Source organism: Variovorax sp. CF079 (assembly GCF_900101545.1).
Lineage (GTDB): Bacteria > Pseudomonadota > Gammaproteobacteria > Burkholderiales > Burkholderiaceae_C > Variovorax.
Genome location: NZ_FMZU01000006.1, coordinates 80379 through 95525 on the forward strand (window position 1 = coordinate 80379; position 15147 = coordinate 95525).

Sequence of the window (15147 nt, forward strand, 5' to 3'; positions counted from 1 at the left end):
TTCAGGCTGTCACCTTGGTGCCGCCGAAGGTCGTCTGTTTCAGGAACTTCGACTTCAAGTGGTCGCCGGAAGAGATCGGCGCGTACTTCGGCGCCTCGCCCGGCGCGAGGCAGCTCGGCAGGCACTCGACCATCGCGTCGTAGTTGGGCTGGTGGAAGAACACCAGCGACTGCCGGCGGTTGGTGGCGGCCGCATCCGGCGGCGGGTTGACCACGCGGTGCAGGGTCGAGACCCACAGGTCGTTGGTCCACTGCATCATGAGGTCGGCGATGTTCACCACCAGGCCGCCCTCGACCATCGGCACGTCGACCCATTGGCCGGCCTTGTTGAAGACCTGCAGCCCCTTGTCGTCAGGCAGCACGACGGTGAGGCTGCCGTAGTCGCTGTGCGCGCCGGCGCGCAGCTGGCCGGGCAATGCAGCCTCGGTCTGCGGCGGGTAGCTCAGCACGCGGAACATGCTGATGTGCTTGTCGATCTTGTCGTCGAAGAAGGTCTCGGGAAGTTCCAGCGCGAGCGCGAAGATGCGCATCAGCGAACGCGAGAGATCGCTCATCGCCTCGAAGTATTCGTCGAAGGCCGGCTGGAAGCCCGGCAGATCGGGCCAGACATTGGGCTCGAAGTGCGGGCCGGCCGCAACGCCCCGGTGGTAGTCGTCGGCCGGCACATTGGAGGGACCGATGGAGAAGGACTCCTTCAGGTCGCCCGGCGCCGCTTCTTCGAGGCTGTACGACAACCCTTCCTCGCCCACCGCGCTGTAGCCGCGCACCGCGTCGTCGCGCGGGCGATCGACCTTGCGCTTGTCGGCCAGCGGCAAGGCGAAGAATTCACGCGAGACCGCGGAGACGCGCGCGATGAGTTCGGGGGCGATGCCGTGGTTGGTGATGACCAGGAAGCCGATGCTGCGGCAGGCCTCGTCGACCTTGCGCGCCACCTCGGCCTTGCCTTCGGGCGTTCCGGAAAAGAAGGGCGCCAGATCGATGATCGGTACGGACAGCAGGGTCATGCTTTCAATCCTTCGGTGTGACGGTGGCGGCGCTTCGACATGCAACGTCCATGCCAGTTGGACCAAATGGACAAATGCGCTTTGCTGCATCGGCGTGGTGCGCGGGCAGCGGTGCGGCACGGCGAATGCGTGCGCTGGGTGTTGCCATGGTGCGTACCATGGGCGGTATGACTCGTGCATGCGGGCTGCATCGCAGACAACGAGAATCCCGGGTGGAGAAAGAAGCAAAGCAACACATGCCGAAAACTCGCAGCAGCAGCATCAAGCCGCCGTCCACGCTGGCCGTCGAAGCGCCGCCATCCAAGCGCGTGCATCCGAAGCGCGCGCCCGTGGCGCGCAGCGTCACGTCGGTGAACCGGCGGCTGCGCCAGATCGAGGACAAGCGCGCGGCGATCCTGCGCGCGGCGCTCGGGCTCTTCTCGCGCTTCGGCCTGCACGGCACCAGCGTCGACCAGGTCGCAGCGCGTGCGGATGTCTCGAAAAGCAACCTGCTCTACTACTTCGCCAACAAGGAGGAGCTCTACGTCTCGGTGCTGCGCGAGTTGCTCGCCGTGTGGCTGGAGCCGCTGCGCGGCTTCAACGCCGAGCAGGACCCGCGGCAGGCGATTGGCGACTACATCCGGCGCAAGCTGGTGATCTCGCGCGACCAGCCCGATGCCTCGCGCCTGTTCTGCCTCGAGATGATCCAGGGCGCGCCGCTCTTGCGCGACGAACTCGATCGCGAGCTGCGCGACCTGGTAACGCGCAAATCCGAAGTGATCCGCGCCTGGGTGGCCGCCGGCAAGCTCGCGCCGGTCGATCCGCATCACCTGATCTTCGCCTTGTGGGCCACCACGCAGCACTACGCCGACTTCGGCGTGCAGGTGCAGGCCATCACGGGCCGTACGCTGGATGACCCGGAGTTCTTCGAAGAGACGGTGGACAACGTGCAGCGCATCGTCTTGAGCGGCATCACCACGCGCTGAGCGCGCCGCGCGCTCAGTGCGGCGCGGCGACGATGTCGTGGTAGCGGCGGTCGAAGTAGATCAGGCCGTGCGCGGTGCCGCCGATCGCGATCGCAACGGCCTCGCAGAACAGCACGTCGTGGGTGCCCACCCGCGTCACCTGCGACACGCGGCAGTCGAAGGACACGGCCGCGTCCTCGAGCACCGGCGCACCGGTGCGCTTGCGGCTCCAGCGGCCCGCGGCGAAGCGCTCGTCCATCGGCGTCTTGCCGCCGAACAGGCCCGACAGCGCCTGCTGCCCCGCGGCCAGCGCGTTCACGCAGAGCACGCCGTTGGCCTGGAAGGCCGGGTAGACCGAGGCCGAGCGATTGAGGCAGACCAGCAGCGTCGGCGGCTCGTCGGTCACGCTGCACACGGCCGATGCGGTGAAGCCGGCGCGGCCGCCGGGGCCGTCGGTGGTGATGACATGCACGGCCGCGCCGAGGCGGGCCATCGCATCGCGGTAATCGCTCTTGGGCAAGGCGTTCATGGCGGCGGTGCTTTCCTCAGGCGAGCGCGCAGGCTTCTGCGAAGTCCAGGCGCGGCAGGCGGCCGAACAGCTTCGAGGGGTCGCCGTGGCCCAGGTTGATCAGGAAGTTGGTGGTCCAGGGCGTGCCGGTGAAGAAGGCGGCGTCGATCTTCGCCCTGTCGAAGCCGGACAGCGGCCCCGCATCCAGCCCCAGCGCGCGCGCGGCGAGCAGCAGGTAGGCGGCTTGCAGCGTGGCGTTGCGAAAGGCGGTTTCGCGGGCGGCCTCGACGCTGCCGGTGAACCAGCTTCTGGCGTCGGCATGCGGGAACAGCGTGGGCAGCTTGTCGTAGAAGGCGCTGTCCCAGGCTGCGATCACGGTGACCGGCGCGCTCATCGTCTTCGCCAGATTGCCCTTCGACAAGGCCGGCGCCAGGCGCGCCTTGCCCTCGGGCGTGCGCACGAAGACGAAGCGGCCCGGTGAACAGTTGGCCGAGGTCGGCCCGGTGCGCGCCAGCGCGTAGACCTGTTCGAGCAAGGCGTCGGAGACCGGCTCAGGGCGCCAGCCGTTGTGCGAGCGGGCCTCGGTGAAAAGAAGTGCCAGGGCGTCGTCGTCCAGGGAGGGTTTCATGCGGGGACTCCAGGTGCGCCCACGCGCGCCAGGAAGGCGAGCAGGCTGCGGTTGAAGAGCTCGGCCTCGGTCACGCTGTGTGCATGGCCGCCATGGGGCACGCACTCGAGGCTCGCGTGAGGCAGGCCCTCGGCGAGGCGCTGCGAGCAGGTCCAGGGGACCAGCACGTCGTCGGTGGCGGCTGCCACCAGCGCGGGCGCGGCGATCTCGACCAGCCGCGCGTCGACATCGAAGGCGCGCAGCGCACCGATGCGCGCGCGCATGTTGGCCTCGCCGGGGAAATGCGCGAGCGCATGCTCGACTTCGTCGGCCACGCGCTGCGCGTGGGCGGCGCACCAGGCGGCGGGGTAGAGAAAGATGGGCTGCGCCTCGACATAGGCGCGTGGGCCGCAGGCGCCGAGCAGCGCCAGGCGCGCGTCGAAGCAGCGGGCCGAATGCGGATTGGGCTTCGACCACGCGTTGACGAGCACGAGGCTGGCCACGCGCGAGGGTGCGTCGAGCGCGAGCTGCAGGCCGACCAGGCCGCCGAGCGCGTGGCCCACCAGGTGGCAGCGCGCCGTCGAGGTGGCGTCGAGGATCTCGATCACGTCGCGCGCCATGTCGGCGATCGCATAGTCGGCCTGCAGGTCGGCGGGGCTGCGGCCGGTGCCGCGCTGGTCGTAGGCGATCACGCGGTGGCCGGCCCCGATCAGTGCAGCGAGCTGCGGCTGCCAGAAGCCCGCCGAGCCGCCGAGGCCCGAGGACAGCAGCACGGCCTCGCCCTCGGCCGGCCCGTGCACCTCGTAGTGCAGCGGCATGCTCAGGCCTTCTTGCCCACGTGCGCGATCGAGGCGATCTCGATCAAGGCGTCGGGCTTCACCAGCCCGCACTGGATGCAGTAGCGCGCCGGCTTGGTGCCGGGGAAGAACTCGGCGTAGACCGCATTGATCTTCGCGTAGTCGGCCCAGTCCTTGATCATGATCATGTTGAAGGTCACGTCGTCCATGGTGCCGCCGGCGGCCTCGACCACGCCCTGGATGGTGGTGAGCACATGGCGCGCCTGCGCGCTCGCGTCGCCGACATGGACCACGTTGTTGTCCTTGTCGAAGGGCAGGGTGCCCGACACGTAGAGCACGCCGTCGGCGAGCGTGCCGGGAACGTAGGGTGCGAGCGGCACGCCGGTGCCGGGCGGGATGATGGCTTGCTTGGGCATGGTTCGTTGCTCCTTTCGGGAAAGTGAAATCAGGCAGTGGCCGCTTCGGCCGCTGCGGGTTGGGTGGCGGCCTCGGGCGCGAAGGTGCTGCAGAAATCGTCGACCTTCGAGACCCAGCCGAAGAAGGTCTCGACGTTGTAGACCGCGGCCTGCTGGATAGCGGGCCCGCCGAGCTCGTGCGTTGCGTCTTCGAGCATCACGGCGAAGTACTCGAGGTGGAAGGCGTCGCGCAGCGTGGACTCCACGCACACGTTGGTGGCAATGCCGGTGAAGACCAGGTTGCGGATGCCGCGCGCGCGCAAGCTGCTGTCGAGCGTGCTGTTGAAGAAGCCGCTGTAGCGGGTCTTGGGAATGACGATGTCGCCGGCCTGCGGCCGGAGCGAATCGACGAGCGCGTAGTCCCAGCCGCCCTTGGCGAGGAACTTGCCTTGCAGCTCGGGCTTCTTGCGCATGGTCTTGAGCGCGTTGGACTTGTACCAGTTGGGCGAGCCGGGGCCGCCGGCTTCCACGTAATCGGCGTCCCAGCCGTTCTGCAGGAACACGACCAGCATGCCGGCCGCGCGCGCGGCGGCGATGGTGCGCGCGATGTTGGCGATCACGCCCTGCGCGCCCGAGATGTCGAAGCCGGCGGTATCCACATAGCCGCCGATCGAGGCGTAGGCGTTCTGCATGTCGACGACGATCAGCGCCGAGTTGGCGGCATGCAGCCCCAGCGGTTCGGGCCGGGCGGGCAGCACCAGTGGCGCGGGCGCGCCCGGTGCGTTCGGCACGCCCACCGGCGTGCTGGAGGCGATGGTGGTGTTCTTCATGGCGGGGTCACTTCGAATCAGGCGGCCAGGCGCTCGGCGGCGACGCGCGAAGGCACGGGGCTCGCGATGTGCGTGCGGCTTTTCATCAGCGGCTGGATGTGCTCGCCGAAAGCCTCCACGCCGAGCACGAAGTCGTCGAAGGTCAGCAGCACGCCTTCGGTGCCGGGCACCTCGGCGACTTCGTCGAGCAGGCGCGCCACCGTCGCATAGGAGCCGACGAGGGTGCCCATGTTGATATTGACCGCCGAGGTCGGGTCGGCCATCTGCCGCACGTTGGTGTCGGCGCCCGACTTGGTGTCGGCCGCGCTCTGCTGCGTGAGCCAGGCCAGCGCTTCCTGGTCGGCGCCGGCCTTGTAGTGCTCCCACTTGGCGCGCGCGGCTTCGTCGGTGGCATCGGCGATCACCATGAAGAGCACGTAGGAGGTCACGTGGCGGCCGGTCTTCTTCGTCGCCTCGATGAGCTTCTCGGCCGCCGGCGCAAAGGCCTTGGGCGTGTTGACGCCCTTGCCGAAGCAGAAGTTGTAGTCGGCGTACTTCGCGGAGAAGTCCATGCCGGCGTCGCTCTGGCCGGCGCAGATCACCTTCATGTCGGCCTGCGGCTTCGGGCTCACGCGGCAGTCGTCCATCTTGAAGTGCTCGCCCTTGAAGTCGGACTGCCCAGTGGTCCACAGCTCGCGCAGCACCTGCACGTATTCCGACAGGTACCGGTAGCGGGTCGCAAAGAATTCGTCGCCGGGCCACATGCCCATCTGCGAGTACTCGGGCTTCTGCCAGCCGGTGATGAGGTTGAGCCCGAAGCGGCCGTTGGAGATCGAGTCGATGGTGGAGGTCATGCGCGCCACGATGGCCGGCGGCATGACCAGCGAGGCCGCCGTGGCGAAGAGCTTGATCTTCGAGGTGACGGCGGCCAGCCCGGCCATCAGCGTGAAGCTTTCTAGGTTGTGATCCCAAAACTCGGTCTTGCCACCGAAGCCGCGCAGCTTGATCATCGAGAGCGCGAAGTCCACGCCGTAGTGCTCGGCCTTCTGCGTGATCTGCTTGTTGAGTTCGAAGCTCGGCTTGTACTGCGGAGCGTTCTCCGAGATCAGCCAGCCGTTGTTGCCGATGGGGATGAAGATGCCGACGTTCATGCGTTGCGCTCCTGGACCGAAGGTGAGGGATGGGCTGTGGGCGCAACGCCGAAGGACGCGCGCCGACGGTCTTATGCATAGGCCGTGCCATTTGGTTAAGTCTTTTAAAATCAACCACTTGCAGGTTTCCGTCGGTAGAAATTGGACCAAATGGTCCAAAATGGAGCGTTTGGTCTGTGCGGTCGTGGCCGGCTTTGGTGCAAGGACCCCGCACAATCACCGTCAGTTGCCTGTTTCCTCTGCCATGCCCAAGACCAAACTCCGCGCCGCTGCCGTCGGCGGCACCGCCGACGACGTCGAGGCCGCCTTCTACGAAGCGCTGCAGCGCGGCGATATCGATGCATTGATGGTCTGCTGGGCCGACGAGGACGAGGTGTTCTGCGTCCATCCCGGCGGCCCGCGGCTGGTGGGCACCGAGGCGATCCGCGCCGCCTTCGAGCACATGTTCGCCAATGGCGCGATCCACGCCACGCCGGCACGCGTGCGCCGGGTCGAATCGCTCGCGAGCGCGGTGCACAACGTGCTGGAGCGCATCGAGGTGCTTACCGCCGAGGGGCCGCGCCATGCCTTCGTGCTGGCCACCAACGTCTATCACAAGACCGCCCAGGGCTGGCGCATGGTGGCGCACCATGCAAGCCCGGGCAGCGTGCACGCGCCCGAAGACGAGGACGACGCTGCCCCGCAGACGCTTCACTGACATGCAATACGTCGCGCCCCTCTGGCTGCCCGGCGGCAACCTCCAAACCATCTGGCCCGCGCTCTATGCGCGCCGCGTGGAGGCCCCTTTGCCGGCCTATCGGCGCGAGCGCTGGGGCACGCCGGACGGCGACTTCATCGACGTGGACTTTCTCGATGCGGCCGGTTCCGGGCCGAAGCCGCTGCTGATCCTGTTCCACGGCCTCGAGGGCTCGTCGAAGAGCCACTACGCCGAGGCTTTCGCGGCCTTTGCGATGGTGCGCGGATGGGACTATGCGGTGCCGCATTTCCGCGGCTGCAGCGGCGAACTCAATCTCGCGCCGCGCGCCTACCACTCGGGCGACTATGAGGAGATCGGCTGGATCCTCGGGCGCTTGCACGCGCAGCATGGCGGGCCGATGCTGGCGGCAGGTGTCTCGCTTGGCGGCAATGCGCTCTTGCGCTGGACCGAAGAGGCGGGTGACGAGGCCTCGAAGCTGGTCAGCGCCGTGGCCTCGATCTCGGCGCCGCTCGATCTGGCCGCCGGCGGCATGGCGATCGGCCGCGGCTTCAACCGGCTGGTCTACACGCGCATGTTCCTGTCGACCATGAAGCCCAAGGCGCTGGCCAAGCTGGCCCAGCATCCGGGCCTGTTCGACCGCGACAAGCTCCTCGAGGCCCAGGATCTCTACGCTTTCGACAACGTGTTCACCGCGCCGCTGCACGGCTTTCGCGACACCGACGACTACTGGACGCGGGGCTCGGCCAAGCCGCATCTGCACGCGATCCGCATTCCCGCGCTGGCGGTGAATGCCACCAACGACCCCTTCGTGCCGGCGGCCAGCCTGCCGCGCCAGGACGAGGTCGGCCGCCACGTCACGTTGTGGCAGCCGGCCCATGGCGGCCATGTGGGTTTTCCGCTGGGCGCGCCGCCCGGCCATGTGCGCGGCATGCCGGAGCGAGTCGGCGGCTGGCTTGCACAGCATTTGAGCGCTTGAACTACAGCCGCGCGGCCCGATCCGCGCCAGAATGAGCGCCATGGACGACATCGTCAAACAGGCGCTCGCCAAGTGGCCCAACGTGCCGCACTGCTACGGCTGGCTCGGCCTGGACGCGCGCGGCAACTGGTACATGCGTGACGACCGCACCCAGGCCATGGGGCCTTTTCCGGTGGCCAAGGGCTCGCTGCTCAAGCACGACAAGCTGATCGATTTCATCCAGCGCAACTACGAACACGACGAGCGCGGCCAGTGGTTCTTCCAGAACGGCCCGCAGCGCGTGTACGTCGAGCTCGAAGCCGCGCCATGGATCTGGCGCGTGGCCGAGGACTTCTCGGTCCGTTCGCACAGCGGCTTGGGCGTAGAGCCCTCGGCCTGCCTGCTCGACGAGGAGGGCAAGCTCTACCTGGTGGCGCCGCTCGGCCTCGGGCTGGTCCATACGCAGGACGTCGGCGTGGCGGCCGAGGCGGTCGAAGCGGGGCGCTGGGCGCCGGAGAACGTGCGCGCCGCGGAACTGCCTGCGCGCTTCGGCCATGTCATGAGCCCGGCGGCGGGCCAGCCGGTCAAGCAGCCGGCGCGCTGAATCCATCTCGCGCGCCAATGAAAAAGAGCCCGCATGCGGGCTCTTTGTTCGAGGAGATGGGCTTTCTTACTTGGCCGCTGTTGCAGCCGCGGCATTGGACGCCGCACCCTCGGGTGCCGCTGCCGCGGGACGGTCCGGCACCGGGAACTTGGCGCCGCCCGAATTGGCCAGGTAGGCCACCGCACGGCCGATCTCGACATCCTCGAAGTCGCCGCCGCCCTGCGGGGGCATGGCGCCCTTGCCCTTGAGCGCATGCTCGAGCAGCGTGGCGTAGCCCTGGCCGATGCGCGGGCCCCAGGCCGCGGCATCGTTGAGGTGCGGAGCGGTCGGGATGCCGGGCGCGCCGTGGCAGGCCACGCATTGCGCCTTGAACACGGCTTCGCCGGCGGCGAGCGGCCGGTTGGCATCGCGGATCTCGATCGAGCCGACCTTCTTGAGGCGTTCGGCGATCTCGCGATCGCGCGCTTCCTTCGACACGCCGTAGAGCGACATGTTGTCGCCTTGCGCATCGCCCGAGGGATGGGTGCCGGAGACCACGTAGGAGACGAGGCCCGCGATGATCAGGATGGGAGCGATGAACGAGAAGAAGACCGCGAGGAGCAGCTGTTTCGGGTTCTTGATCGGGCCGGTGTGGGCGTCTTCTGTGGCCTGGTAGTGCGGGTCGTCGCTCATTGGCGTCCTCAATATCGGGGGCTCTTCGGGGGCGTTTTCGAAATCAACCGGAGATTATAGAGAGGCGCCCCGGGGGCGCCTCTCTGACCCTCTCATCGTGTAGCCCAGCCGCCGCCCAGTGTCTTGTAGAGCGCAACCTGGCTCTGCAACTGCAGCAGCCGGGTCTGCACCGCCGCCTGCTGCACGCTGTAGAGCGAGCGCTGCGAATCGAGCAGGTCGAGTGCGCTCGCGATGCCGTTGCGGTAGCGCAAATCGGAGAGCTTGAAGCGGACCTCCTCGGCGTTCGATTGCGCGCGCAGGGCCCGCAGCTGCTCGCCGAGCGTGGCGCGGCCGGCGAGCGCGTCGGCGACCTCGCGGAAGGCCGTCTGGATCGACTTCTCGTACTGCGCCACCGCGATCTCGCGGCCGGCCCGTGCCGAATCCAGCCCGGCCTGGTTGCGGCCCGCATCGAAGATCGGCAACGTGATCTGCGGTGCGAAGGACCACGCCTTGGAGCCCTTGTCGAAGAGGCCCGAGAACTCGCTGCTCGCGGTGCCGATCGACGAGGTCAGCGTGACGCGCGGGAAGAAGGCCGCGCGCGCCGCGCCGATGTTGGCATTGGCCGCGATCAGCTGCTGTTCGGCGGCGCGGATGTCGGGCCGCTCGCCCAGCAGGTCGGAGGGCAGGCCGGCCGGCAGGTCCGGCATCGGCGCGATCGCATCGAGACCGCGGCCGCCTTCGGTGGCCGCGGCCGGCACCGGCGCGCCGAGCAGCAGGGCCAGTGCGTTCTCGTCCTGCATGCGCAGGCGCTGCTGCTCGGCGTAGGACGCACGCGCGGATTCGGCCAGCGTGTCGGCCAGGCGGAGGTCGATCTCCGAGACCACGCCGCTGTCGAAGCGCATGCGCGTGAGCTTCTGCGACTCCTCGCGCGTTACCAGGGTCTGGCGCGTGAGCTCGAGCAGCTGGTCATCCGCGATCAGCGTGAGCCAGCCGCTGGCGACCGCGCCGATCAGGCTGATGTGCGCCGCCTTGCGCGATTCCTCGGTGGCGAGGTACTGCGCCAGCGCCTGCTCCTTGAGGCTGGCGACGCGGCCGAAGAAGTCGAGTTCCCAGGCGGTGATGCCGAGGTTGACCGAATAGCTCGATGCCACGCTGCCGCCCACGCCTATCGCCTGGAGCGCGTTCGGGCTCGAACGCGAGCCGCTGGCCGTGAGATCGAGCGCGGGAAACTGGGCCGCGCGCTGGATCTGGAACTGCGCGCGCGCCTGCTCGATGTTGAGCACGGACACGCGCAGGTCGCGGTTGTTGGCCAGCGCGGTCTCGATCAGCTTGGCGAGGCGCGGGTCGGTGAAGAAGTCCTGCCAGGCGAGCGTGGAGGCGGGCGATTGCGCGCTGCTGGCGGGCTGCGCGCCCGGGTAGACGGCCGGCACGGGCGCGGCAGGGCGCTCGTACGCCGGGATGAGCGAGCAGCCGGCCAGCACCATGGCTGCGGCGCCGGTCAGCGCGGTGGAGACGAATTTCTTTTTAGTCATGGGCTGGGGCTTCCTCGATGCCCGCGGCTTGCGCGTGGCGCTTGTCGACCTCGTGCTGGCGCTCGCTGCCCTTGAACAGGCTACGCACGACCACGAAGAACACCGGCACGAAAATCACCGCGAGCGCGGTGCCGGTCACCATGCCGCCGATCACGCCGGTGCCGATCGCGCGCTGGCTCGCCGAGCCCGCGCCCGTGGCCAGCACCAGCGGCAGCACGCCGAGGCCGAAGGCCAGCGAGGTCATGATGATCGGGCGGAACCGCAGATGGGCGGCGGCCAGCGCCGACTCGACCACGCCCTTGCCCTGCGCCTGCAGGTCCTTGGCGAATTCGACGATCAGAATCGCGTTCTTCGCCGACAGGCCGATGATGGTGATCAGGCCGACCTGGAAGTACACGTCGTTCGAATAGGCGCGCAGCAAGGTCGCGAGCAGCACGCCCAGCACGCCCAGCGGCACCACCATGATCACGGACAGCGGAATCGTCCAGCTCTCGTAGAGCGCGGCCAGGCACAGGAACACGGCCAGGATCGAGAAGGCGTAGAGGATGATCGCCTGCGCGCCGGCGAGCTTCTCTTCGCGCGACTGGCCGGTCCATTCGTAGCCGAAGCCCGGCGGCAGCTGCGCGGCGAGCTTTTCGATCTCCGCCATCGCGGCGCCCGAGCTGTAGCCCGGCGCCGCCGAGCCCGAGATGCGGACCGCGGGGTAGCCGTTGTAGCGCACCGTCTGCTGCGCGCCGGTGATCCAGCGCGTGCTCGCGAAGGCCGACAGCGGCACCGGCTCGCCCTTGGTGTTGCTGGCGTTGAGCCTGAGCAGGTCGTCAGGTTGCATGCGCGCCGGCGCGTCGGCCTGCACCACCACCCGCTGCAGGCGCCCCTGGTTCGGGAAGTCGTTCACGTAGGTCGAGCCCAGCGCCGTCGACATCGTGCTGTTGATGGCGTCGAAGCTCACGCCCAGCGCGTTCGCCTTGTCGCGGTCGAGGTCGATCTGCAGTTGCGGCGCGTCTTCCAGGCCGTCCGGGCGCACCTGCGTCAGGATCGGGCTCTTGCCGGCCATGCCGAGCAGCTGGTTGCGCGCGTTGACCAGCGCCTCGTGGCCCGCGCCGCCACGGTCCTGCAGGCGGAAGCTGAAGCCGCTGGCGTTGCCGAGCTCGGGGATGGGCGGCGGCGACAGCGGGTAGATGAAGGCATCGCGGATGCCCGACAGCGCCCCGAAGGCGCGGCCGGCCACCGCCTCGGCCGAATGGCTCGGGTCGTGCCGTTGCTCCCAGTCCTTCAGGGTCACGAAGGCGAGGCCGGCGTTCTGGCCCTGGCCCGAGAAGCTGAAGCCCAGCACCCCGACCATGCTCTCCACCTCGGGCTGCTTCAGGATGTACTTCTCGACATCCTGCATCACCGACAGCATGCGCTCCTTCGTCGCACCCGGCGGCAGCTGCACGTTGACGATGATGTAGCCCTGGTCTTCCTGCGGCAGGAAGGAGGTGGGCAGCTGCCGGTACACCAGCACCACCGCGCCGATGATGGCCACGTAGATCACCAGGTAGCGCGCCGCGCGCTTGAGGATGCGCGCCACCAGGCTCTCATAGCCCTTGGCGGTGCGGGCGAAGCTGCGGTTGAACCAGCCGAAGAAGCCGCGCTTCTCGTGGTGGTGGCCGGCCTCCACCGGCTTCAGCAGCGTGGCGCACAGGGCCGGCGTGAGCGACAGCGCCATGAAGGCCGAGAAGCCGATCGAGGCCACCATCACCGCCGAGAACTGGCGATAAATGTTGCCGGTGGAGCCGGCGAAGAAGGCCAGCGGCACGAACACCGAGATCAGCACCACCGTCACGCCGATGATGGCGCCGGAGATCTGGCGCATCGCCTTGCGCGTGGCTTCCAGCGGCGAGAGGCCTTCCTCGCTCATGATGCGCTCGACGTTCTCCACCACCACGATCGCGTCGTCCACCACGATGCCGATCACCAGCACCATGCCGAACATGGTCAGCACGTTGATCGAGAAGCCCAGCGCCAGCAGGATGCCGAAGGTGCCCAGCAGCGCGATCGGCACCACCACTGTCGGGATGAGCGTGTAGCGCCAGTTCTGCAGGAACAGGAACATCACCAGGAACACCAGCGCCACCGCCTCGAACAGCGTCTTCACCACCTCTGTGATGGAGATGTTCACGAAGCGAGAGCTGTCGTAGGGGATGGTCCACTTCACGCCCTGCGGGAAGTAGCGCGCGAGCTCGGTCATCTTGGCGCGGATTGCCTTGGCCGACTGCAGCGCGTTGCCGCCGGGAGCGAGCTGCACGCCGATGCCCACCGCCTGCTCGCCGTTGAGGCGTGCCGAGGTGGCATAGCCCTGGCCGCCGAGCTCGATGCGCGCCACGTCCTTGAGCCGGACGGCGGAGCCGTCGGTGTTGGCGCGCAGCACGATGTCGCCGAACTGGGAGGTTGTGGTGAGCTGGCCGTTGACCACCACGGTGGCCGCGATCGCCTGGCCCGCCACGTTGGGCAAGTCGCCGATCGTGCCGGAGGACACCTGCGCGTTCTGCGCGCGGATCGCCGCGTTGACCTCGGCCGCCGACAGGTTGTAGCCCTGCAGCCTGGCCGGGTCGATCCAGATGCGCATCGCGCGCTCGGTGCCGAAGAGCTGGGCCTGGCCTACCCCGGCCACGCGCTGCAGCTCGGGCACCACGTTGCGCGATGCGTAGTCGCCCAGCGCCGTGGTGTCGATCGCCGGGTTGTCGGAGGACAGCATCGTGAACAGCAGGAAGTTGTTGCGCGACTTGTCCACGCGCACGCCCTGCTGCGTCACGGCCGCCGGCAGCCGCGGCGTGGCGCGCGACAGCCGGTTTTGCACGTCCACCTGGGCGAGATCGGCGTTGGTGCCGGTCTCGAAGGTGATGGTGATGGTGCCGGTGCCGTCCGCCTGTGCCACCGATTCCATGTAGATGAGGCCCGGCGAGCCGTTCATCTCGCGCTCGATGACCGAGAGCACGCTGTCCTCCAGCGTCTGGGCCGAGGCGCCGGGATAGGCGACGTTGACGACGATGGCCGGCGGTGCCACCGGCGGGTACTGCGCGATCGGCAGCTGCGTGATGGACACGGCGCCCACCACGATGACGAACAGCGCGATCACCCACGCGAAGATCGGGCGGTCGATGAAGAATTTGGCCATGCGGGGACGCTCCTTACTGCTTCGCGGCGGGAGCCGAAGCGGCTGCCGCGGCAGCAGGAGCAGCGTTCGCAGAGCCGGCGGAAGCCGGCGTCGGCGCTTTCCAGGGCACTGCCTTCACCGGCGCGCCGGGCGGCATCATCATCAGCTTCTGGAAGCCGTCGACCATGACCTGCTCGCCGGCCTTCAGGCCATCGAGCACGATCCACTGGTTGTTCTGGGCCGCGCTGATCTTCACCGTGCGCTTGTGCATCTTGCCCTCGGCATCGACCACCGTCAGCGTGTCGCCCTGCTGGGTGCGCGTGACCGCCTGCTGCGGCACGGTGATCGCGTTGCTGACCTGGGCCTGCTCCACCTTCACGCGCACGTAAAGGCCGGGCAGCAGCTCGCCCTTCGGATTCGGGACTTCGGCGCGCAGCGTGACCTGGCCGGTGGTGGAATCGACCGTCAGGTCGGAGAACAGCAGCTTGCCCGGCAGCGCGTACTCGCTGCCGTCTTCCAGCAGGATGCGCACGCTGGCCGCGTCGGCGCCGCTGGCGCGTTTGAACTGGCCGGCCTCCATCGCGCGGCGCAGTCTGAGCACGTCGCTGGCCGATTGGGTGAAGTTCACGTACATCGGGTCGATCTGCTGGACCACGGCCAGCGCGGTCGCATCGCCCTGGCCCACCAGTGCGCCTTCGGTCACCAGCGCGCGGCCGATGCGGCCGGAAATCGGCGCCGTCACGCTCGCGTAGCCGAGATTGATTCTGGCGGTCTGCACCGAGGCGCGGCCCACCGCGACATCCGCTTCGGCGGTCTTGGCCGCGGCCACGGCATTGAGATATTCCTGCTTGCTGACCGCGTTGGCTTCCACCAGCGGCTTGTAGCGCTCGGCCAGTGCCTTGGCCTGCACCGCATTGGCTTCGGCGCGCGCCAGGCTCGCCTCGGCGCTCTGCGCGGCAGCGGCGTAGGGCGCGGGGTCGATGCGGAACAGCGGCTGGCCCGCCTTCACGTCGCTGCCTTCGCGGAACTGCCGCTGCTGCAGGATGCCGGCGGCACGGGCGCGCACTTCAGCCACGCGCGAAGCTTCGAGCCGGCCGGGCAGCTCGGTCACCAGTCCGACATCGGTCGGCGTGGCGACCACCACGCCGACTTCGGGCGGCGGCGGTGCGCCGCCGCCACCCTGGGCGGCGGCGGCCGGTGCTCCGCTCTTGCCGCAGGCCGCGAGCGCAAGCACCGCAGCGACCGCGGCCGTGACGGCCGCGCCGCGCGGCGAAAACAACGAATGACGCGAGACATGCAGTACAGGCATGCGATTCCTTTGAGCAAAGAAGGGGGACGGTACGTCGCGGCGCGGGTGC

The 15147-nt window shown here is 68.5% G+C and carries 15 protein-coding genes; 4 read left to right on the forward strand and 11 right to left on the reverse strand.

All coding sequences use genetic code 11. The features are described from left to right. Window position 1: 1 nt before the first annotated feature. Window positions 2-1003, reverse strand: a complete 1002-nt coding sequence (locus BLS74_RS09565; RefSeq protein ID WP_093104938.1) for an isopenicillin N synthase family dioxygenase — start codon at window positions 1001-1003, stop codon at window positions 2-4. A gap of 236 nt (window positions 1004-1239) precedes the next feature. Between BLS74_RS09565 and rutR the strand changes: the two genes are divergently transcribed. After that, complete coding sequence (gene rutR / locus BLS74_RS09570; RefSeq protein ID WP_093104942.1) at window positions 1240-1968, forward strand: HTH-type transcriptional regulator RutR; 729 nt, start codon at window positions 1240-1242, stop codon at window positions 1966-1968. Window positions 1969-1981: 13 nt separating this feature from the next. On the opposite strand, the gene rutF is transcribed toward rutR, so the two are convergent. The 6 genes from rutF to rutA are packed head-to-tail and all read right to left on the reverse strand — an operon-like array spanning window position 1982 to window position 6214. Beyond that, complete coding sequence (gene rutF / locus BLS74_RS09575) at window positions 1982-2476, reverse strand: NADH-dependent FMN reductase RutF (protein ID WP_093104945.1); 495 nt, start codon at window positions 2474-2476, stop codon at window positions 1982-1984. 16 nt (window positions 2477-2492) lie between these two features. Beyond that, window positions 2493-3083 carry a malonic semialdehyde reductase gene (locus tag BLS74_RS09580; protein WP_093104947.1) on the reverse strand — a complete coding sequence of 197 codons (591 nt, stop codon included), beginning with the start codon at window positions 3081-3083 and terminating at the stop codon, window positions 2493-2495. After that, window positions 3080-3880 (reverse strand): pyrimidine utilization protein D, encoded by an 801-nt coding sequence (gene rutD / locus BLS74_RS09585; RefSeq protein ID WP_093104950.1) that lies wholly within the window; start codon window positions 3878-3880, stop codon window positions 3080-3082. Before rutD ends, BLS74_RS09580 begins: the two co-directional genes overlap by 4 nt. Window positions 3881-3882: 2 nt before the next feature. Then, window positions 3883-4275 (reverse strand): pyrimidine utilization protein C, encoded by a 393-nt coding sequence (rutC, locus tag BLS74_RS09590; RefSeq protein ID WP_093104953.1) that lies wholly within the window; start codon window positions 4273-4275, stop codon window positions 3883-3885. 29 nt (window positions 4276-4304) lie between these two features. Then, window positions 4305-5084 (reverse strand): pyrimidine utilization protein B, encoded by a 780-nt coding sequence (rutB, locus tag BLS74_RS09595; protein ID WP_093104955.1) that lies wholly within the window; start codon window positions 5082-5084, stop codon window positions 4305-4307. A 17-nt stretch (window positions 5085-5101) separates the two neighbouring features. After that, a complete protein-coding gene (rutA, locus tag BLS74_RS09600; RefSeq protein WP_093104958.1) occupies window positions 5102-6214 on the reverse strand; it encodes a pyrimidine utilization protein A in 1113 nt (370 codons plus the stop codon). Window positions 6215-6458: 244 nt separating this feature from the next. Between rutA and BLS74_RS09605 the strand changes: the two genes are divergently transcribed. The 3 genes from BLS74_RS09605 to BLS74_RS09615 are packed head-to-tail and all read left to right on the forward strand — an operon-like array spanning window position 6459 to window position 8470. Further along, on the forward strand, window positions 6459-6911 hold the full coding sequence (locus BLS74_RS09605; protein WP_093104961.1) for a YybH family protein: 453 nt from the start codon (window positions 6459-6461) through the stop codon (window positions 6909-6911). 1 nt (window position 6912) lies between these two features. Next, window positions 6913-7887: a YheT family hydrolase gene (locus BLS74_RS09610; protein ID WP_093104963.1), complete on the forward strand. Its 975-nt coding sequence runs from the start codon at window positions 6913-6915 to the stop codon at window positions 7885-7887. A gap of 40 nt (window positions 7888-7927) precedes the next feature. Beyond that, window positions 7928-8470 carry a DUF2946 family protein gene (locus BLS74_RS09615; protein WP_093104966.1) on the forward strand — a complete coding sequence of 181 codons (543 nt, stop codon included), beginning with the start codon at window positions 7928-7930 and terminating at the stop codon, window positions 8468-8470. 66 nt (window positions 8471-8536) lie between these two features. On the opposite strand, the gene BLS74_RS09620 is transcribed toward BLS74_RS09615, so the two are convergent. The 4 genes from BLS74_RS09620 to BLS74_RS09635 all read right to left on the reverse strand — a co-directional run bounded on the left by BLS74_RS09620 (window position 8537) and on the right by BLS74_RS09635 (window position 15098). Beyond that, on the reverse strand, window positions 8537-9142 hold the full coding sequence (locus tag BLS74_RS09620) for a c-type cytochrome (protein WP_093104969.1): 606 nt from the start codon (window positions 9140-9142) through the stop codon (window positions 8537-8539). A 92-nt stretch (window positions 9143-9234) separates the two neighbouring features. Continuing rightward, complete coding sequence (locus tag BLS74_RS09625) at window positions 9235-10653, reverse strand: efflux transporter outer membrane subunit (protein ID WP_093104972.1); 1419 nt, start codon at window positions 10651-10653, stop codon at window positions 9235-9237. Further along, complete coding sequence (locus BLS74_RS09630) at window positions 10646-13810, reverse strand: efflux RND transporter permease subunit (RefSeq protein WP_093104975.1); 3165 nt, start codon at window positions 13808-13810, stop codon at window positions 10646-10648. Before BLS74_RS09630 ends, BLS74_RS09625 begins: the two co-directional genes overlap by 8 nt. A gap of 13 nt (window positions 13811-13823) precedes the next feature. Further along, window positions 13824-15098 carry an efflux RND transporter periplasmic adaptor subunit gene (locus BLS74_RS09635; protein WP_093104977.1) on the reverse strand — a complete coding sequence of 425 codons (1275 nt, stop codon included), beginning with the start codon at window positions 15096-15098 and terminating at the stop codon, window positions 13824-13826. Between the last annotated feature and the right edge of the window lie 49 nt (window positions 15099-15147).

What these genes read in the sequence shown, in the direction of transcription:
- BLS74_RS09630 (WP_093104975.1), bottom strand. Translation starts at nt 13,810, where the DNA reads ATGGCCAAATTCTTCATCGACCGCCCGATCTTCGCGTGGGTGATCGCG.
- rutA (WP_093104958.1), bottom strand. Translation starts at nt 6,214, where the DNA reads ATGAACGTCGGCATCTTCATCCCCATCGGCAACAACGGCTGGCTGATC.
- rutR (WP_093104942.1), top strand. Translation starts at nt 1,240, where the DNA reads ATGCCGAAAACTCGCAGCAGCAGCATCAAGCCGCCGTCCACGCTGGCC.
- BLS74_RS09565 (WP_093104938.1), bottom strand. Translation starts at nt 1,003, where the DNA reads ATGACCCTGCTGTCCGTACCGATCATCGATCTGGCGCCCTTCTTTTCC.
- rutC (WP_093104953.1), bottom strand. Translation starts at nt 4,275, where the DNA reads ATGCCCAAGCAAGCCATCATCCCGCCCGGCACCGGCGTGCCGCTCGCA.
- BLS74_RS09580 (WP_093104947.1), bottom strand. Translation starts at nt 3,083, where the DNA reads ATGAAACCCTCCCTGGACGACGACGCCCTGGCACTTCTTTTCACCGAG.
- BLS74_RS09625 (WP_093104972.1), bottom strand. Translation starts at nt 10,653, where the DNA reads ATGACTAAAAAGAAATTCGTCTCCACCGCGCTGACCGGCGCCGCAGCC.
- BLS74_RS09620 (WP_093104969.1), bottom strand. Translation starts at nt 9,142, where the DNA reads ATGAGCGACGACCCGCACTACCAGGCCACAGAAGACGCCCACACCGGC.
- BLS74_RS09615 (WP_093104966.1), top strand. Translation starts at nt 7,928, where the DNA reads ATGGACGACATCGTCAAACAGGCGCTCGCCAAGTGGCCCAACGTGCCG.
- BLS74_RS09635 (WP_093104977.1), bottom strand. Translation starts at nt 15,098, where the DNA reads ATGCCTGTACTGCATGTCTCGCGTCATTCGTTGTTTTCGCCGCGCGGC.
- BLS74_RS09605 (WP_093104961.1), top strand. Translation starts at nt 6,459, where the DNA reads ATGCCCAAGACCAAACTCCGCGCCGCTGCCGTCGGCGGCACCGCCGAC.
- rutB (WP_093104955.1), bottom strand. Translation starts at nt 5,084, where the DNA reads ATGAAGAACACCACCATCGCCTCCAGCACGCCGGTGGGCGTGCCGAAC.
- rutD (WP_093104950.1), bottom strand. Translation starts at nt 3,880, where the DNA reads ATGCCGCTGCACTACGAGGTGCACGGGCCGGCCGAGGGCGAGGCCGTG.
- BLS74_RS09610 (WP_093104963.1), top strand. Translation starts at nt 6,913, where the DNA reads ATGCAATACGTCGCGCCCCTCTGGCTGCCCGGCGGCAACCTCCAAACC.
- rutF (WP_093104945.1), bottom strand. Translation starts at nt 2,476, where the DNA reads ATGAACGCCTTGCCCAAGAGCGATTACCGCGATGCGATGGCCCGCCTC.